Consider the following 20,347-nt stretch of genomic DNA (forward strand, 5'->3'; position numbering starts at 1 on the left):
CCAATTCAGCATTAAAGAAATGAAAACGAAAATATTATCAGCTGCCATAATGGCTTTTGCGATTGGCACTTTAGGCGTACTTCCTTCCTGTAAAAAAGCGCTGGAATTCGAATCTTCTTCGACTTCTTCGCCTACAACGGTTTTTGAAAGTACGGTATATACAAATAATGCCCTGATTGGGGTTTACAATAGATTGGTGGGTGATAACGGTTATGGAAACCGCTTGTCAACGATCCTGAACCTGAGTGCCGATGATTTCAAAACCTCCGGCAGTTATAGCTCTTCCGACCGTAGAGGAGTGAGTATGTATGGTGCCAGTCCTGACAATACAGAGCTGGCAAATCCTTTTGCACAATTGTATGCGGGCGTAGAACGTGCCAATATCTGTATTAAGTACATTCCTTTATCAAATTTATATCAAAATGGCAGCACTAGCCAGAAGGAAGAAATGGGCAGGTACTATGGAGAAGCATTGGCTTTAAGGGCCTTGTTTTATCACGAACTGATCCGCAATTGGGGAGATGTACCAGGAAATTTTGTGCCTTCTTCCGATGCACCGACATTGAACTTCAGGAATAGCAATCGGGACGAAACCTATGATCAGGTGCTGAAAGACCTGGAATTGGCTGCAACTCTGGTGCCATGGAGGTCCGATAACGGTGGAAGTTTTCGTTTTACCAAAGGTGCCATCAAAGGGTTGAGAGCGCGGATTGCATTGGCCAGAGGTGGCTATTCCCTACGGACAGATAGCCGTAAAATGGAACGTAGAGCAGATTATTTAACCTATTATAAGATTGCTGCTGCAGAGTGCGCAGATGTGATCGCAGCAGCAGGCATCCACAATTTGAATCCAAATTATGAAGATGTGTTTAAAACTTTGCATGGCCAGCGTTTGGACGATGCCCATGAATTGATGCTAGAGGTGGCTGCTTATGGCGCCAATGCTTCTACTGATAGTAAACTGGGCTATTACAATGGGCTCAGGTATTCTGCAAAATCTTCTTTCGGACAAGGTGGAGGAGGTATGAATGCGATTGCTACATACTTCTATGAATTCGATCCCTCAATGGACAGCCGCAGGGATGTAACCATCGGTGTATTTGAGATCAACGACAATTCCAAGAAAACGTTGAATACTGCAAATACCCTGACTGATGGGAAGTTCAGAAAGGCATGGACCGCCTTTAACAATTCTTCGACTTCTCAGAATTTCGCCATCAACTGGCCTATCTTACGCTTTTCAGATGTACTCCTGATGTTTGCAGAGGCAGATAATGAAGTGAATGGAGCGCCTTCTGCGGTGGCACAATCGGCTCTGGAAAGGGTGCGTAGACGAGCTTATAAAGGCTTTGAGACATTAATTCCAGCAACTCCGCAGGATAAACAAGGATTCTTTGAGGCGATTGTGAAAGAAAGATTACTGGAATTTGGTGGGGAAGGCATTCGTAAGTATGACCTGATTCGCTGGAACCTGATGGAGACTAAGTTTAATGAAACGCGTAATAAATTGAGGGCTTTTATGCTGGGTCAGGGACCTTATGAGCATGTACCGCTTTACATCTATGTAAAAGAAAATGATTATTTGAGAACAAACAGTGTAGCTGAAGTGGCTAATCTTGACCTATATGGCGGTACCCCGAACACCGTGTTTTATACCAAAGGATTGGGAACCTCTGGAGCACCAGCAGGAGGGTATGTGACTAAAGCATGGCGTTTTGCTGTTAATGATGATCCTATTTCTGGCTCTATCTCGGGTACGGCAAATGGTTTCGTTACCTATTTTAAAGCAAATGAGAGGGAGTTATTGCCTTATCCCAGAACGGTAATGATTGAAACTCCGAATCTGATTCAAAATAATGGTTATTAAGTCTATAAAATCATGAAAAGAAATATAATCAACACTTGCTATTGTTTGATCATGGCAAGTTTAGTCTGCTGCATTTTCTCCTGCAAAAAGAACGAGCAACAACTTGAAGCCCCAAGAATTTTTAAGGTTTCCGCAATGAAAGTCGTAGTTTCAGAAAGCTCCGCTAAATTAACCTGGACCGCGCCATTGTTTAAGGAGGGGAACAAGTATAGTTATACGGTAGATTTCTCTACGGATACGCTGTTTTCGAAGACGGATTTCAGCGCTCAAACAGATACTACTGGTTATACCGTACAAGAAGATGACCTTAAATTAAGAGAGCGGTATTTTGTACGCGTAAAAGCGAATGCCACTGCTACACAACCGGAATCTAAATATATTGTGAGCTCTGGTTCATTTAAGATTGTAGGGACGCAACGCTTTCTGGAAGAAATGGCAATTGCCAGAGAGAACAGCGTTACTTTGTTCTTCTCGGCCGTTGCAGAGGGATCTAAAATAGTGATTACCTCTGAAACTGGGTCTGCAATTACGACCAGTTTAAACTCAGCGGATATTGCTGCGAATAAGATTACTATTGGCGGGCTCAGTAATAGCACCAAATATACTGCAGAACTGTTTACCGGAACCAAAAGTAATGGGTTCAGCAGTTTTAGTACCACTGCGGCAATTGTATATACTATTAAGGTTAACCCTAGTGATAACCTGGCGACGATCATTGCAGGCGCCGCGGACAATGCGATTATTGGGTTAGAAAATGGAACTTATGAATTGCCAGCTGTCATCACGCTTGCGGGTAAAACGATCAATCTGCGGTCTGTGAATGACAATCCGGAATTGGTAAGAGTAAACTTTAAAGGCTTTACTTTACTAGGCACCGGTGCCGGTCTGACTGTTGCCGGAATTAATTTTGACGGTACTGCCTATACTGCTACTTATTTCTGTGATCTGACCAGTGCCAGTTCAAATGCAGCTGCCGCCGCTTTCAAAAACGTAAAGGCTACAAATTCCTGGATTCATGGCATTAGTACCAGTATTGTAAGATGCGACCGCGGCAGTTTGTTTACGATGGAAGACTTGACATTTGATAACTGTCTGATTTATGAGATTTCGGGTGCGAATTACTATGTATTCCATATGGATAAGCTGGCTTATAGATCATTAACCGTTACCAATAGTACTTTTTATAATATTTCACCAGGTTTAGTGAGCTGTAGAACAGTCATGCCTGGAACACCGGCAACCATCAGCATCAGCAATTCTACGGTCAATAATATTGGTTTTAACAGCAATTATTTATTGATGAATGCGGCAGCGAACCCTGTGAATTTTGTTTTCAAAAACTCTATTCTTGCGAATGGACCTCGCTCAGGTGCGGTACTGGGAGTTATCAACAGCACAGCGGGAGCATCTTCCATCACTTTTACCAATAACAATACCTTTAACCTGAGAACAGCGATAGGCGGAACGGCATTGCCTTTACCTGGTGCTTCTACGCAAGGACAAACGGTGGATCCGGGATGGAATGCGGGAACCGTTAAATTTATTTTACCTGAAGGATCAATATTGAGAACCAGCAGTACCAGTGGAAGAGCATTGGGCGATCCTCGATGGACGTTTTAATTGATGATCATGAAAAAATATCAATGGTATATTGTTTTTATAGGACTGACATTAAGTATAACATCCTTTATTTCGGACTCAAAAAAACTGACCATATACTTGATTGGGGATTCCACGCTTGCTGTTAAATCAGCAAGCGCTTTCCCTGAAACAGGCTGGGGAATGCCTTTTGCTAATTTTTTTTGCAACAAGGTTTTGGTCGACAACCGGGCAAAGAATGGGAGAAGTACCAAGACCTTTATTTCCGAAAATTTATGGGCACCCGTAGTATCTGAGCTTCAGAAAGGCGATTACGTATTGATTCAGTTCGGACATAATGATGAAGTGAAAACTAAGGCCAGTTATACATCAGAAATAGATTTTGTAAAAAACCTGTCGATGTTTGTTCAGGAGAGTCGGGCAAAAGGTGCGATCCCGATATTCATCACGCCTGTAGCGAGAAGAAGTTTTGATCCCGATGGAAAAGTTAAGGAGACACATCAGGTTTATGCAGAATTAGTTAGGGAACTGGCAAAATCATCCGCCGTGCCCTTGATTGATCTTGATTTAAAAAGTCAGGCTTTATTGCAGGAGTATGGACCGGATCAAAGTAAATTGCTATTCAATTATTTGGAGCCAGGAGAGCATCCGAATTATCCGGAAGGAAAAAAAGACGATACGCATTTTAATGAACTTGGTGCAAGGGAAATGGCTCAGCTGGTTTTAAAGGAAATGAGGACATTGAATTTCCCAGTGTTAACGTATTTGGTTAAATAATAAAAGGGAATGGCTCAAATTTCAGGATTTAGAAGATTACAAATAGCGGCAATCGGATTACTATGTTTATGCAGTGCCTTTATGCCAATGCGGAAACCGACAGTCGTATGGATGATTGGGGATTCGACGATGTGTCTTTACGAAAGCTCCAAAGCACCATTAACAGGTTGGGGAATGCCTTTTGCTGGTTTTTTTAATGCCGATCTACAGTTTAACAATCGTGCAAAAGGTGGTAGGAGTACCCGAACTTTTCTTTCTGAACAGCGCTGGCTAAATGTGGCTGACAGCTTAAATCAAGGAGATTATGTCTTGATACAGTTTGGCCATAATGATGAAGCTAAAGAAGAAAGGTATAAAGACCGGTATACGGCTGTGGCCGATTACAAAGTAAACCTTGCTCGGTTTATCCAAGAGAGCAGGGCTAAAGCCGCCATTCCTGTGCTCATTACACCAGTATCCAGAATGAGCTTTGATAAAAGTCGACAGACTAAAGAAACCCATGCTGAATATACTACTGCGGTATATGAAGTGGCAAAAATGTATGGGGTGCCTTTAATTGATTTGGATAGAGATAGCAGAGCATTGTATCAGAAGATGGGTCCAGAGGCTACCAAAAAGTTATTTATGCAACTTGAACCTGGTGCTCATCCGAATTATCCGGAGGGAAAAAAAGACAATACTCATTTTAATGAATTTGGCGCCAGAAAAATAGCGCAGCTTGTGCTCTCGGAAATGAAAAAGCAGCAATTGGAGCTATGTAATTACATTGTACAACCTCAAACAGCAAAGAAATGAAAATGATAGTATGGCTTGCAGTCTTAGGTGTTTTTAGCTTTGGACAGTTAAAAGCACAAGATAAGCGGCTAGTGGTTGCGCAGGATGGAAGCGGTGATTTTAAAACTGTTCAGGAAGCGATCAATGCTGTCCCTGATTTTAGAAAGGTGACCACGACCATTTTTATAAAGAATGGAAAATATAAGGAGAAGCTAAACCTTTCAGCTTCTAAGAAAATGGTGACATTGATTGGAGAAGATGTAGATAAAACTATCCTAACCTACGACGATTACGCACAAAAGAAAAACCGCTTTGGCGAAGAAATGGGGACATCAGGATCTTCAGGCTTTTACATCTATGGGGATGAGTTTACTGCAAAGAATATCACTTTTGAAAATACAGCAGGACCGGTAGGTCAGGCGGTGGCGCTATGGGTAGCTGGAGACAAAGCCAGTTTCCTGAATTGCAAGATGCTGGGTTTTCAGGATACGCTGTATACGTATGGTCCAGGAAGTAAGCAGTATTTTTACCGCTGTTTTATCAGTGGCACTGTAGATTTTATCTTCGGATCAGCCACTGCGGTATTTGAAGACTGCGAGCTCTTCTGTAAGTCGCCCGGATTTGTTACCGCTTCTTCCGCACCTGATTCTGTAAAATATGGCTATGTGTTTTTGAACTGTAAACTGACCGGAACCGCGCCTGCGCAGTCTGTATATCTGGGCAGGCCCTGGCGCGCTCATGCAAAGGCTGCTTTTCTGAATTGTGACCTAGGTTCAATGATTAAAGCAGAGGGCTGGAACAATTGGGGTAAAACAAGCAATGAGGAGACCGCTTTTTATGCGGAATACCAAAATAATGGAACTGGAAGTTCCATCGCAAAAAGAGTAAGTTGGTCTAAGCAGCTGAATGATCAGGAGGCTGCGGGATATACGTTAGAAAAGATATTTAAAGGATGGCTGCCAGCAAAAAACTAATCATATTCCTATTGTTGTTTGGGATTTGTCCAGGAACGAAAGCACAGGGTCAGAAAAAGGCTCAAAATATCTTGACATCTTATACTGTAAGTAAAGATGGTACTGCTGATTTTCAAACGATTCAGGCCGCTATTAATGCGGTGCGCGATTTCTCTGATGCTGAAGTCACGATCCACATTAAAAAAGGAATTTACAAAGAGAAGCTGATTGTGCCTTCCTGGAAGACGAATGTTTTTCTATTAGGAGAAGATTCTTCCAATACGGTGATTTCTAATGGGGATTATTCGGGCAAGGAAGGTTTTAATACTTATAATTCCTATACGTTATTGATTCAGGGAAATGATTTCAGGGCCGAGCGATTGACGATTGAAAATAGCGCAGGCCCGGTTGGGCAAGCTGTTGCATTGCATGCGGAGGGAGATCGGATTGTGGTTAAGAATTGTCGAATATTAGGTAATCAGGATACACTTTTTCCTGCTGTAGATACCAGCAGGCAGTATTATCTGGATTGCTATATTGAAGGAACCACAGATTTTATCTTTGGTGCAGCAACCGTCGTTTTTGAACGTTGTCATATTCATAGTAAGAAAAACTCTTACATCACTGCCGCTTCAACCACAGCCGCACAACGCTACGGTTTTGTCTTTATTGATTGTAAACTCAGGGCAGCTCCTGGGATAGAAAAAGTATACCTTGGGAGACCATGGCGTCCTTATGCGAACACCGTATTTATCCATACGGATATGGGACCACACATTTTAGCTGCTGGCTGGCGTGCCTGGAATGAGAATGATAATCACAAGAGCAGCTATTATGCGGAGTACGGTTCGAAAGGTCAGGGAGGAATAAGCACAGAAAGAATCTCCTGGTCAAAACAGTTGTCAAAGCAAGAAGTCAAAGGATATACATTAGAGAAGATATTTTCAGGAAATAGTTTATGGAAGCCGAAACAATAATTAAAAAGTATCCATTGTGGAGGAGTAGTTTATGGATTGCAAGTTTTCTACTTTGCGGGGGAACAGTAGCCGCGCAAGCTCCGAAAGATATAAAAAGAAGTGCAGCCAATGTAAAAAGCGCTGCAAGAGAAAGCTCAATGCCCGCCATGTCCAGCATCAGTAAGGTCTGGGTGGCCGATCTTGGTAATGGGAAGTATAAAAATCCGGTTTTGAATGCTGATTATTCAGATCCTGACGCGATTCGGGTAGGCGATGATTACTACATGATTGCCTCAAGCTTTGATGGGGTACCTGGTTTACCGATTCTCCATTCCAAAGATCTGGTGAATTGGTCAATTATTGGCCATGCCTTAACACGCCAAATCCCGGAAGCTCATTTTTCTAAAACACAGCATGGAAATGGGGTATGGGCACCAGCGATTCGTTATCATAAAGGAGAATTTTATATTTATTACCCTGATCCGGACTTTGGGATATACCTGATTAAAACTAAAGATCCGCGTGGAGAATGGTCTGCACCAAAGATGGTAGCTGCAGGAAAAGGATTGATTGATCCTTGTCCGCTTTGGGATGAGGATGGCAAAGTTTACCTGGCTTATGCTTATGCCGGCAGCAGAGCGGGAATTAAAAGTGTACTGGCAGTCAAAAGGCTCAATGAGGCGGGGGATCAGGCAATCGATCAGGGGAAATTGGTTTATGATGGGCATGAAGATGATCCCACCATTGAAGGGCCTAAATTTTATAAGCGAAACGGTTACTATTATCTGTTTGCGCCTGCAGGAGGCGTTGCTACCGGATGGCAGCTCGTATTGCGTTCGAAAAATATTTACGGGCCTTATGAAAGAAAAGTCGTGATGGATCAAGGGAAATCTCCAATAAACGGCCCTCATCAAGGGGCTTGGGTAGATACCCCAGGAGGCGAAGATTGGTTTTTGCACTTTCAGGATAAAGGACCTTATGGTCGTGTGGTACATTTACAACCGATGAAATGGATTAAAGACTGGCCGGTAATCGGAATTGATCCTGAGGAAACAGGAATTGGAACACCGGTTCTGGAATATAAAAAGCCGGCTGTGGCTAAGGTTTATCCAGTGACTACGCCAGCAGAAAGTGACGAGTTTAATGAAAATAGCATGGGTCTTCAGTGGCAATGGCAGGCGAACCCTGAAGCGACTTGGGCATTTATGAATCCTGGAAAAGGAAGCTTAAGGCTTTTCACACAAGCGGGGCCGGAAGAAATGAGTAATTACTGGGAAGTACCAAACCTGCTTTTACAAAAATTTCCTGCAGAAGCGTTTATGGCTACGGCAAAAGTTACATTTAATGCGAGTGTAAAATTGGAGGAAGAAAAGGTGGGCCTGATGATCATGGGTAGAAGCTATGCGAACCTGGCTTTGAAAAGCAGTAAAGGGATCCTGTCTTTAGTGTATACAAGTTGTATGGATGCTGCTAAAGGGAAAAAGGAGCAGGAAATCAAGATTTCGGATTGGAAAGCGGTATTGGCAAAAGAAAAGATAATAGGAAATTTTATACCTCCAATCAGTCATGTCCAGGCAGAGGACGTTTATTTGCGCGTTCAGGTAAAGGAGGGAGCAGTCTGCACCTTCAGTTACAGTCTGGACGGGAAGGACTTCAAAGCTGTTCCGGGGGCCTTTCAGGCAGAAGAAGGGCAGTGGATAGGCGCAAAAATGGGTCTTTTTGCCGTTAAAAAAGGAAAAAGCAATGATTCTGGATATGTTGATGTGGATTGGTTCCGTGTAGAACCGATTAAATAGGAACACGGGAACGATTGCGCAGTTATTTTGGGCGTTTTTGTTTTATTCTCTCACAAAACTATGTAGCATTGTGTACCAGCTGGAAACAGCGGTCACCAAATATATTACGATACCTAAACCTCCTTGTATGAACAAGATTAACCCTATGATCTGGTCTTTATCTGTGGCGCTTTTGTTATGGAACCCGATAGTTTCCAAAGCACAAGTTTCCAGTAAAGAACAGCAGTATTCATTTGACAACTTACCGACAGTAAAAGGAACATCATTTAAAAAAGATACGATCAATATTCTTAGCTATGGTGCCAAAAATGATGGCATTACCTTAAACACTAAAAGCATCAATTCGGCGATTCAGGCCATGAGCAAAAAAGGTGGGGGTGTTGTGGTCATTCCTGCTGGCTTATGGCTGAGCGGTCCTGTAGAGTTAAAAAGTAATGTGAACGTACACTTGCAGAAGAACGCTCTGCTGCAATTTACCAAGGATTTCAACCAGTATGACCTGGTAAAAGGAAACTGGGAAGGATTCCCTCAAATGCGCAATCAATCTCCAATCTGGGCAAACGATCAGGTAAATATTGCCATCACTGGTTTTGGAATTATTGATGGCGGCGGTGACGCCTGGAGAATGGTTAAAAGAGATAAATTGACGGAAAGCCAATGGAAGAAATTACTGGCTTCCGGTGGTTTAGTGAGTGAAAATAAGAAAATTTGGTACCCTTCGGCATTGACCATGAAAGGCTCAACAATGAAGGATCCTGGAAAAATCAGTTCTGATAAAACTCCGGAATTCTATGAAAGTATTAAAGACTTTTTACGTCCTAACCTAATGGTATTGTACCGCTGCAAGCAGATTTTGCTGGAGGGTGTGACTTTTCAGAATTCTCCGGCATGGAACCTTCATCCCTTAATGAGTGAGGACATTACCGTTAGAAATATTTATGTTAAAAATCCCTGGTATGCTCAGAATGGGGATGGTATAGACATTGAGTCTTGTAAAAATGTATTGATTGAAGGCAGTACTTTTGATGTAGGCGATGATGGGATCTGCATTAAATCCGGCCGTGATGCTGCGGGAAGAGAACGTGGAGTGCCTACAGAAAATGTAATCATCAGAAATAGTACAGTTTATCATGCACATGGTGGTTTTGTAATCGGCAGTGAAATGTCTGGCGGTGCTAAAAACATATTTATCTCTGATTGTACTTTTATTGGCACCGACATTGGTTTGCGTTTTAAAACTACCAGAGGAAGAGGCGGAGTTGTAGAAAATATCTATGCTAAAAATATCAATATGAAAGATATAGCTGGAGAGGCGATTCTTTTTGACATGTATTATGCAGCCGTTGATCCGGTTCCTTTAACAGGCGAGCAGCGAAGCGCACCTAAAGTAGAATTATTACCTGTTACAGAAGAAACCCCAATATTCAGGAAGTTTTATATTGAGAATGTAGTTTGCGATGGAGCGGCGAAGGCTGTGTTTGTACGGGGATTGCCAGAGATGAGTATTAGTGATATCTATCTTAATAATTTAGTGATTAAATCCGATGAGGGTGTTGATATACAGGAGGCTAAAAATATACATTTAACGAATGTGCATTTGGACGTGCCCACAGCAAGGCCATTATTGTATGTGCAAAACGGAAAATCTGTTTCCTTCAAAAATATAGACTATACCAATGCAGACTTACTGATCCGCGTTTCTGGCGAGCAGAATAAAGACCTTAAAATGTCTGGTACTGCAACTGTTAAAGCCAAGGCTATTTCGGAATTTACGCATGATGCTAAGCCAGCAGTACTGGATATAAAGAAATAGTTTGGTAGGTACAAAACGAGGTTGCGCTCTCAAAAAGCCTTAGACTGAACTTGAATTAAAGAAATAAAATGAAAATAACCTGGATAAATACTGCGGCTGCTGTCCTGCTCCTGCAGGCAAGCTATTCTTCTGTAGCCCATGCGCAGGCGAATAAGCCGCTCTCAGCGCGTATGGCGGCTACAGTAATGGAAATATGGGCAGATTCACTCAACCTCAATCCTGAGCAGCCTAAGCCCGTAAAATGGGCTTATGATCAAGGGGTGATTCTGGAAGGAATTGATGGGCTTTGGAAAAGAACCGGAAAAGTTGAATACTTCAAATACATGCAGAAAAGCATGGACTTTTTTGTGACGAAAGATGGTGTGATTCAAAGGTACAAGCCGCAGGACTATAACATTGACAATATCAAGAACGGTAGATCACTACTGACGTTATATAAAGTGACCAGTCAGCTGAAATATTTTAAAGCAGCTAGCGCATTACGGGAGCAGCTGAAGGATCATCCCAGGACTAAAGAAGGTGGTTTCTGGCATAAGAAGATTTATCCTAGTCAGATGTGGCTGGATGGTTTGTACATGGGACAGCCTTTTTATGCGGAATATGCCGCTTTAGTAGGCGACCATGCTGCTTTTGACGACATCGCGAATCAGTTCATCCTGATGGAGAAATACAGTAAAGATCCAAAGACTGGCCTGCTATATCATGGATGGGATGAATCTAAGGAGCAAAAGTGGGCAAATCCGGTAACGGGACAATCGCCTAATTTCTGGGGAAGAGCAATGGGTTGGTACGCCATGGCTTTAGTTGACGCATTGGAATATTTCCCTAAGGATCATCCTAAGCGAAAAGAACTTCAGGAAATCTTAAACAGGACAGCCACAGCGGTCAGGAAATATCAGGATCCTAAAAGCGGACTCTGGTATGATATCCTGGACAAAGCGAATGTGAAAGGAAACTATCCCGAAGCTTCTGCTTCGGCAATGTTTGTATATAGCCTGGCTAAAGGCGTGAGAAATGGCGACTTGCCTGTTTCATATCTTGCTGTTTCAGAGAAAGGTTATCGTGGTATGTGTAAGGTGTTTGTAGAGGAGGTTTCGGCGGATAGGGTAAACCTGAAAGGTACCGTTAGTGTGTCTGGTTTAGGCGGCAAACCTTATCGTGACGGCAGTTTTGCTTATTACCTGACTGAGCCGGTTATCACCAACGATCCTAAAGGTGTAGGGGCATTCTTACTAGCTGCGAATGAGATGGAATGGGCATCATCAGCAAAACCTGGTCAAGGAAAAACGGTGCTGCTTGACAACTACTTTAATCATGAAATCAAGAAAGACCAGAGTGGAAATGACCTGTCCTGGCATTACAAATGGGCAGAACGCGCAAATGGCGGATTTTCTATGTGGGGCGGTATATTTGAGAGGAATGGCTTTAAAACCAGAGAGTTGGATGAAGAGCCTACCTTGAAAAATCTTAGCAATGCGGCAGTATACATTATTGTTGACCCGGATACAGAAAAAGAAAGCGCAAAACCGAACTATATTGGGGTAAATCATATCAAAGACCTGACCTCATGGGTGAAAGCAGGCGGCCTATTGGTGTTGATGGCAAATGATACCGGCAATACGGAATTGGATCATTTTAACCAACTGGCGAAACCTTTCGGTATTCAGTTCAATAAGGACAGTAAAGGCAGGGTAAATAGGAATGAATATGAAACTGCGAGGATCGATATTCCTGCAAGAAATTCTATCTTCAAAAACACAAATCGGTTGTTTGTGAAGGAGTTTAGTAGTCTTTCATTAAGTAGTCCTGCAGTAGCAATTGTAAAGGATAGTGCTGGGAATAATGTCATTGCGACTGCTAAATATGGCAAAGGGACAGTCTTCGTTATCGGTGATCCCTGGTTGTATAATGAGTATGTAGACGGTAGAAAGTTGCCAGCCGATTATGATAATTTTGCTGCAGCAACAGACCTGGTTCAATGGCTTAGTCAGCAATTACCTTCTAATTCAACAAAATGAAAAAAATAATATTCGCTCTTTTGCCTGCTTTGCTGAGTTCTTGCGCAATAGCGCAGAACCTCAGTGGGGTACCATCAAAACTGGACAGTACTGCAGAAAAAATGTTGGTTTATCAGCGTAGCCTAGGCGGATGGCCAAAAGCTGTTGGTAAGGTGCCAATTGACTATGATCAGCCACTTTCTACGAAGCTTCGACTGGAGATTAAAGCGGATTCTTTGCATGATGATGCGACAATTGACAATAAAGCAACCACAAAAGAGCTGCGGTATTTAGTGAAGGCCTATGCAGATACCCGAAATCCAGATTACCTTGCTGCGGTAAAAAAGGGTATGGATTACCTTTTTCAGGCACAATATGGAAATGGCGGATGGCCTCAATATTTCCCGGATCATCACTTATACCGCGCTCAAATCACCTATAACGACAATGCCATGGTAAATGTGTTGAATATCATGCAGGATCTGGCAGAGGGAAAAGAGGGCTTTGAAGTACTGCCAGAAACAGCACGTAAGCGGGCGCTGGTAGCTATTGATAAAGGTATTTCCTGCATTTTGAAAACACAAGTCCTACAAGATGGAAAGTTAACCGTATGGTGTGCGCAATATGATCAGCATACTTTAAAACCGGCTCAGGCACGTGCATTTGAACCGATTTCATTGAGCGGTATGGAGTCTGTGTATATTGTAGAATTCTTAATGCGCCAGAAAAATCCTTCTGCTGCTATCGTAACGTCTGTAAAATCTGCTGTAGACTGGTTTCAAAAATCCAAGATTACGGGTTATGATTTTGTGTTCATCAAAGATCCGAATCAAGTTGGCGGTAAGGATCGTGTGTTGAAACCTGCTGCTTCCAGTGTAATCTGGGCTAGGTTTTATGACATTCCGAGCAATACACCTATTTTTACGGGCAGGGAAAATGTCCCTAAAAAGACCTTAGCTGAGATTGAAGTGGAAAGACGAATAGGTTATGCCTGGTACGGTAAGTGGCCTGTAAATCTGATCGATAAGAAATACCCGGCATGGTTAAAAAAGCTTTAAGTACGGTTGCTCTGTTCTTTTTTGCTGTGGCATTCAGTTGTGCACAAAAGCCCTTTGATGTGCTGGATTGGAAAGGAGAAGCGAGTTTAAATGCTTACCTCATCGGGAAAATGACTGCCCAATATGAAGCGAGGAGAAATGTGCTGGGTGCCGCTAAAGGATCTAAGGATGCCACAGTCCGCTATCAAGCCAAAGTGAAGGCTGGTATTGATGCTGTAATCAAAGGATTTCCTTCTGAATCGGCGCTAAATCCGAAAATTTCAGGGACTATAATACAGCCTGGTTATCGGATTGAAAAGGTCAGTTACGAAAGTTTCAGAGACCATCATGTGACTGCAAATCTTTACCTGCCAACAGGTAAAGGGCCTTTCCCAACAGTGTTGATGTTCTGTGGACACGAAGATTCTGGAAAGGCGACACCATCTTATCAGCAGGCTGCCATTCTTTTTGCGAAGAATGGTTTTGTTGTTTTTGTGATAGACCCGATTTCGCAGTCGGAAAGGCATCAATTACTGGATGAAGCAGGTAAGCCTCAAACTAAAGGAGGGACAACTGAACATACGCTGCTCAATCAATCTGCCAATCTTTTGGGAAGTTCGGTCGCTGTATATGAGCTTTTCGACAATATGCGGGGGCTGGATTACCTCTGTACCAGAAAAGAAGTGGATTCATCCAGGATTGGCTGTATAGGAAATAGTGGTGGAGGTATGCAGGTGATCTATTTTGCTGCTATGGACGCGCGCGTAAAAGTACTTGCTCCCTGTAGTTATCTGGCCAGCAGAGCGCGTACCTTAGCGATGACTGGACCTGCAGATGGTTGCGCACAAGTTCCTGGAGAGGGCGAAGCGCAATTGGAAATGAGTGATTATCTGATTGCGGCAGCACCAAAACCCTTGCTGGTATTGGCTGGGGAATACGATTTTATTGACTATCAGGGAACCCTGGAATCTTATGGAGACCTTAAACAAGTGTATTTAGATTTGGGTGTCCCGGACCATTTGTCGATGTTTAGCTATGCAGATGGTCATGGTTTGTCTAAACCTAAAAGAGAGGCTGCTGTCACCTGGTTTCGTCGGCATTTTTATAAGGATTCAACAGCTGTAAAGGAAGGAGATCTTGAGGTCCTGCCAGCAGCAAAACTATTTGTTAGTCCGAATGGATTACTCCAGTCTGTCTATCCCAATGAACGAAGTTTAGCAGATTACCATCTTTCTGTATACCATGCTCTAGCCTTAAAGCGAAGCGCTTTTTCCGAGGAGGATCGGGCAGTTAAAAGCAGCAAAATCAAACAATTGCTGGCTTTGTCTACTGATGAATTAAAGCTGGAGTCCTTTGTGCTAGATTCTTTGTTGCAGAATGGGTTAAGATTTTATAAGATGATACTCAGGAGTCCGGGGGAAATTCCTTTGCCTTTCCTGTTATTAAAGCCTACTGGACAGATTAAACAGGTTTTAATTTGGGCAGCTGAGGCGGGTAAAGAAAGTCTGGCCAGGGATCCTGCTTCCTTAAAGCAGTATCTGGATCAGGGCTTTGCGTTGGTGCTGCCGGATTTGAGAGGGATAGGAGAAACTAAAGATAAGGCTGGTTTAAATGACCCGAAATATCAAAACAAAGAATACAGAAATGCGATGTTTGCTTTGCATATTGGAAAGCCGTTAGCAGGACAACGGGTTTATGATTTACTTTGCTTAGTTCAGTTTATACAATCCAATCCATGCTTTGTGAATGAAGCGGTGTCTTCTGGAGGTGCAGCTATAGAAGAAGAATCATTTGTAGCAAAAAAAATAACGATTCGCAGTAACGGCCTGTTAAATGTTCCGGCAATGCATGCTGCTTTTTTGGAGCCGGCTATTGTTCAGCTTGATTTATACCAAGGTACTCCTTCTTATTTGAGCAGGTTAGAAAACCCCTTGCAAAAAGATGGATACAGCGAGCTGATTCCGGGTGTGCTTGCCTATTATGACCTACCTGATTTGATCCGCTGGTTGTCGCCAATACCCGTAAATTTCTTTAAGTAAAGCCCTTTCTGAGGAAATAGCCTGATCCATCCTGCACGATAACGTTCCCGATAACGATTGCGCAAATAATTTCCATTCAAGCCGATCATTCCTTATAATTATTATGTAGAATTGTTTCTAACCGAATGTAATTTAACAGATGATACTATCCAAAAACACCTTAAATGGTATGGGATCAGCGAAAGTAATCGTTCCTGATCAAAGGCATTTTAACCTTCCTGAAAGGGTCTTACAATTTGGAACTGGCGTACTATTACGTGGTCTCCCAGATTACTTTATCCATAAAGCAAACCTTATTGGTGCCTTTAACGGTAGGATTGCGGTGGTAAAATCGACTAGCAAAGGAGATACCAGTGCTTTCAACAAGCAAGATAGTTTGTACACGATATGTGTCAGAGGAATTGAAAAAGGAGAGAAAATAAAAGAAAATATTGTTTCTTCAGCGATCAGCCGTGTGTTAACGGCAGATAAAGATTGGGATCACATTTTAGAGATAGCAGTTAGCAAGGATTTGAGGTTAATCGTTTCTAATACGACCGAGGTTGGGATACAACTGGTTAAGGAAGCTATTCAGCAAGGTTCGCCAAGCTCATTTCCAGCGAAATTGCTGGCAGTATTATATGCCAGGTTTAAAGCTTTAGTGTGCAATACAGATGAATACGATTTGGTGGTAATTGCGACAGAACTGATTCCTGATAATGGAAAAAAACTGGAAGCGATCGTTTTTGAATTGGCTGATTATCAGGGTTTGGAGACGGAATTTGTGGCTTGGTTGAAACAGCATATACATTTTTGCAATTCATTGGTGGATCGGATTGTGCCAGGGAAGCCTGATGTGGCGGTGCTGAAAGAATTGGAAGAGGAGTTGGGTTATACCGATCAACTGTTAATTATGGCAGAACCTTATCGCCTTTGGGCAATTGAAGGGGGGCTAAAAGTAGAAAGATTGCTGGGGTTAACAGGAATTGATGAAGGAATTATTGTAAAACCTGATATTGAGATTTACAGGGAGCTGAAAGTACGGCTGTTAAATGGAACGCATACCCTCGCAGCGGCAATTGCTTTTCTTTCTGGCATTCCAACAGTGGCTGAAGCGATGTCAGAAGCCCCTTTAAAAAGATACATTACAAAGGTGATGCAAAAAGAAATCGCCCCTGCAATTCCGTATGAGGTGGCCCTGGCCTTGTCTGCCGCTTTTGCGGATAGTGTGATTGACCGCTTTGCAAATCCTTTTATTGCACATTCCTGGATCAATATTACTTTTCAGTACACGATGAAGATCAAGATCCGTGTGATTCCGGTGTTGCTGAATTACTATAAGAAGTACCATCAGGTTCCGACAAATATTGCCTTGGGTTTTGCTGCATATCTGGTCTTTATGCGGGTAAGCAGGGCCTCTTCAAATGGGCAGTACTTTGGGGCATATCAAGGTAGAGAATATCAGATTACTGACGATGAAGTGGCTTATTTCCATGACAAAAGTAGGTTGCCACAGGAGGAGTATGTGCATCAGGTACTGGCGGATTCCGGGTTATGGGGAGCAGATTTGTCTGTATTACCTGGCTTGAAAGCAACAATAACAGAACAATATAAACTGATTTTAACTTCAGGAATGAAGGAAGCGTTACAGCAATCAGAAAAACATTTACAAAGCAATTAATGAAGCAAAGAATATTAAAGGTTCATCCAAAGGATAATGTGCTGGTGGCTTTAACGGACCTGTCGAAGGGCGAGATATTGAGCTATGATGGTGTTGATTACCTATTACAGGACCAGGTAGCGGCTAAACACAAATTCAATACGGTAGATCTAAAACCGAATGATGAATTGATTATGTATGGTGTATTGGTGGGTAAAGCTCAAAGTGACATTCCGGCTGGTTCTTTATTGACCACCGCTAATATCAAACATGCGGCTACCAGTTTTGAAACTAATGAAGCACATTTATCCTGGAATAAGCCAGATATATCGGCCTGGAAAGACCGTACTTTTAATGGATATCACCGTAATGACGGCCAGGTAGGTACCGCCAACTATTGGTTGGTGATCCCAATGGTTTTTTGTGAAAACAGGAATCTCGAAGTTATTCAGGAGGCTTTATTGAATAATTTAGGCTATGGCCGCAACGAAACTTACCAGCAGCAGGCGAAAGAGCTGATTTCTTTATATGAGGAAGGGAAAAATCTGGATGAGATTCTTAGCGCCCAATTGAGTTATACAGCGCAAAAACAAAAGGCGAACCGTTTGTTTCCAAATGTAGATGGGATTAAGTTTTTAACCCATACCGGCGGCTGTGGTGGTACGAGACAAGACTCGCAGACCTTGTGTGGGTTGCTGGCAGGATACATTACACATCCTAATGTGGCTGGTGCAACGATCCTAAGTCTGGGTTGTCAGAATGCCCAGATCAGTATTCTACAGGAGGAAATCCAAAAGCGTGTGGCTAATTTTGACAAACCATTATACATCCTGGATCAGCAGACGATTGGTAAGGAGTCTGAGCTGTTAACTCTGGCAATTAAGCAAACGTTTGCAGGTTTAATACAGGCGAATGCCAATGTGCGAAAACCGGCTCCATTGAATAAATTATGTATTGGATTGGAATGTGGTGGCTCAGATGGCTTCTCTGGGATTTCTGCAAACCCGGCAATTGGCTATACTTCTGATTTATTAGTAGCATTAGGGGGTTCAGTAATTTTGGCAGAGTTCCCCGAATTGTGTGGAGTAGAACAGAATTTGAGCGATAGATGTGTGAATCGTGAGGATGCAGTACGTTTTTCAGACCTGATGACTACTTATAGCAGCAGAGCAACTGCGGCAGGATCTGGATTTGACATGAACCCTTCTCCAGGAAATATTAAAGATGGATTGATCACAGATGCCATTAAATCTGCAGGGGCGGCGAAAAAAGGCGGCACCTCACCGGTAGTGGCTGTATTGGACTATCCTGAAAAAGTGACAAAGCCTGGATTGAACCTTTTATGTACGCCTGGGAACGATGTAGAATCGACTACTGCGGAGGTTGGATCGGGTGCAAACGTTGTTTTATTTACCACAGGCTTAGGTACGCCGACAGGAAATCCTATTGCTCCAGTAGTAAAAATAGCCAGCAATACCCGCTTATTTGAGAAGATGAGGGATATTATTGACCTGGACACAGGTTCGATCATTGATGGATCGGAGCCTATTGAAGCTGCAGGGGCACGTATTTTAGCGTACGTCATTGAGGTAGCCAGTGGAAACGTAGAAGTGAGTGCCTCACGCCATAGACAAGATGATTTTATTCCCTGGAAAAGGGGCGTTTCTTTATAAAATTTTATACATTTAGAAATATTATTGTGAAAAACTTTTTAGATAGCAACTTCTTACTACAGACAAAAACAGCGCAATCGCTGTATCATAACTTTGCAAAACAGATGCCCATTATTGATTATCATAATCATTTAATGCCGGATCAGATTGCAAACGATTTCATATTTGAAAATATTACCCAGGTCTGGCTGTACGGCGACCACTATAAATGGCGTGCGATGCGGGCTAATGGCATTGATGAGTATTACATCACTGGAGGTGCTACGGACCTGGAGAAGTTCAAGAAATGGGCAGAAACCGTTCCTTATACCTTAAGAAATCCTTTATACCACTGGACCCACCTGGAGCTACAGCGCTACTTCGATATCCATGAAGTGCTTTCCCCTGAAAATGCGGAAAGGATTTATGAAGAATGTGCGGCTAAATTGCAAACACCTGAATATTCTGTGCAGAACTTATTGCGCAAAATGAATGTAAAAGCCTTGTGTACTACGGATGATCCATTGGATTCTTTGGAGCATCATCAGAAAATAAAAAGAGATCAATTGGATATCAAAGTCCTGCCTGCTTTCCGTCCTGATAAAGCGATGAATGCAGATGACACGACTTTGTTAAATAAGTATATAGACCAGCTGGCTGTTTTAACCGGTTCCGCACTGGAAGACTTAGATGCTTACCTGGCAGCTCTTAAATCAAGACACGATTATTTTGCAGCGCATGGCTGTTCGGTTTCTGATCATGGTTTAGAGCAAATCTATGCTGATGATTACACAGGAGAAGAAATCAACGCCATTTACTTGAAAATAAGAAAGCAATCTGCACTGACTCCAGTAGAAATTGGACAGTTTAAATCAGCATTGCTGTTTCAATTTGCATTATGGGACCATGAAAAAGGTTGGGTGCAACAATATCATTTGGGTGCTTTAAGAAACAATAATGATCGTTTATTGAGTCAGTTGGGGCCAGATACAGGCTTTGATTCTATAGGCGATTTTTCTCAGGGGAAAGCCCTGGCTAAATTCTTAAATAGTCTGGACAGTAAAAATTGTCTGGCAAAAACCATCTTGTACAATTTGAATCCTGCGGACAACGAATTGATGGCCACTATGATTGGTAATTACAACGACGGGACTGTTGCTGGAAAAGTGCAGTGGGGCTCTGGCTGGTGGTTTTTAGATCAAAAGGACGGCATGATCAAGCAATTAAATACCTTATCAAATATGGGCTTACTGAGCCGATTTGTAGGGATGTTAACCGACAGCAGAAGCTTCCTTTCTTATCCGCGTCATGAATATTTCAGAAGGATATTATGCAATCTGTTTGGGGATGATGTGGAAAATGGGGAATTGCCTGATGATCAGGAGTGGCTTGGGAAAATAATCCAGGACATCTGCTATAATAACGCAAAAGAATACTTTAATTTTTAA

14 protein-coding genes are annotated in these 20,347 nt (G+C 42.5%); all 14 read left to right on the plus strand.

Annotated elements, in window-relative coordinates; all coding sequences use genetic code 11:
• The first annotated feature begins 19 nt into the window (after window positions 1–19).
• On the plus strand, window positions 20–1,867 hold the full coding sequence (locus tag H9X96_RS04925; protein WP_222943834.1) for a RagB/SusD family nutrient uptake outer membrane protein: 1,848 nt from the start codon (window positions 20–22) through the stop codon (window positions 1,865–1,867).
• A gap of 12 nt (window positions 1,868–1,879) precedes the next feature.
• Window positions 1,880–3,487, plus strand: a complete 1,608-nt coding sequence (locus tag H9X96_RS04930) for a DUF4957 domain-containing protein (RefSeq protein ID WP_187665215.1) — start codon at window positions 1,880–1,882, stop codon at window positions 3,485–3,487.
• 9 nt (window positions 3,488–3,496) lie between these two features.
• Window positions 3,497–4,243, plus strand: a complete 747-nt coding sequence (locus H9X96_RS04935) for a rhamnogalacturonan acetylesterase (RefSeq protein ID WP_222943835.1) — start codon at window positions 3,497–3,499, stop codon at window positions 4,241–4,243.
• 9 nt (window positions 4,244–4,252) lie between these two features.
• A complete protein-coding gene (locus H9X96_RS04940; RefSeq protein WP_187665217.1) occupies window positions 4,253–5,038 on the plus strand; it encodes a rhamnogalacturonan acetylesterase in 786 nt (261 codons plus the stop codon).
• Window positions 5,035–5,991, plus strand: a complete 957-nt coding sequence (locus H9X96_RS04945) for a pectinesterase family protein (RefSeq protein ID WP_187665218.1) — start codon at window positions 5,035–5,037, stop codon at window positions 5,989–5,991. The genes H9X96_RS04940 and H9X96_RS04945 overlap by 4 nt, the downstream gene beginning before the upstream one ends.
• The gene (locus H9X96_RS04950; protein WP_187665219.1) at window positions 5,970–6,947 is read left to right on the plus strand and encodes a pectinesterase family protein; all 978 of its coding nucleotides are present in this window, start codon (window positions 5,970–5,972) and stop codon (window positions 6,945–6,947) included. Before H9X96_RS04945 ends, H9X96_RS04950 begins: the two co-directional genes overlap by 22 nt.
• Window positions 6,929–8,722: a glycoside hydrolase 43 family protein gene (locus H9X96_RS04955; RefSeq protein ID WP_370576711.1), complete on the plus strand. Its 1,794-nt coding sequence runs from the start codon at window positions 6,929–6,931 to the stop codon at window positions 8,720–8,722. Before H9X96_RS04950 ends, H9X96_RS04955 begins: the two co-directional genes overlap by 19 nt.
• Before the next feature lie 127 nt (window positions 8,723–8,849).
• A complete protein-coding gene (locus H9X96_RS04960; RefSeq protein ID WP_255431000.1) occupies window positions 8,850–10,535 on the plus strand; it encodes a glycoside hydrolase family 28 protein in 1,686 nt (561 codons plus the stop codon).
• 68 nt (window positions 10,536–10,603) lie between these two features.
• Window positions 10,604–12,553: a DUF4350 domain-containing protein gene (locus tag H9X96_RS04965; protein ID WP_187665220.1), complete on the plus strand. Its 1,950-nt coding sequence runs from the start codon at window positions 10,604–10,606 to the stop codon at window positions 12,551–12,553.
• Window positions 12,550–13,590, plus strand: coding sequence for a pectate lyase (gene pelA, locus H9X96_RS04970; RefSeq protein ID WP_187665221.1), 1,041 nt, complete (start codon window positions 12,550–12,552; stop codon window positions 13,588–13,590). The genes H9X96_RS04965 and pelA overlap by 4 nt, the downstream gene beginning before the upstream one ends.
• Window positions 13,572–15,608 carry a S9 family peptidase gene (locus H9X96_RS04975; RefSeq protein WP_187665222.1) on the plus strand — a complete coding sequence of 679 codons (2,037 nt, stop codon included), beginning with the start codon at window positions 13,572–13,574 and terminating at the stop codon, window positions 15,606–15,608. Before pelA ends, H9X96_RS04975 begins: the two co-directional genes overlap by 19 nt.
• Before the next feature lie 139 nt (window positions 15,609–15,747).
• A complete protein-coding gene (locus tag H9X96_RS04980; protein WP_187665223.1) occupies window positions 15,748–17,268 on the plus strand; it encodes a tagaturonate reductase in 1,521 nt (506 codons plus the stop codon).
• Window positions 17,268–18,920, plus strand: a complete 1,653-nt coding sequence (locus H9X96_RS04985) for a UxaA family hydrolase (protein WP_187665224.1) — start codon at window positions 17,268–17,270, stop codon at window positions 18,918–18,920. Before H9X96_RS04980 ends, H9X96_RS04985 begins: the two co-directional genes overlap by 1 nt.
• A gap of 26 nt (window positions 18,921–18,946) precedes the next feature.
• The gene (uxaC, locus tag H9X96_RS04990; RefSeq protein WP_187665225.1) at window positions 18,947–20,347 is read left to right on the plus strand and encodes a glucuronate isomerase; all 1,401 of its coding nucleotides are present in this window, start codon (window positions 18,947–18,949) and stop codon (window positions 20,345–20,347) included.

Origin of the sequence: Pedobacter sp. N36a, from assembly GCF_014472395.1 — a bacterium.
Lineage (GTDB): Bacteria > Bacteroidota > Bacteroidia > Sphingobacteriales > Sphingobacteriaceae > Pedobacter.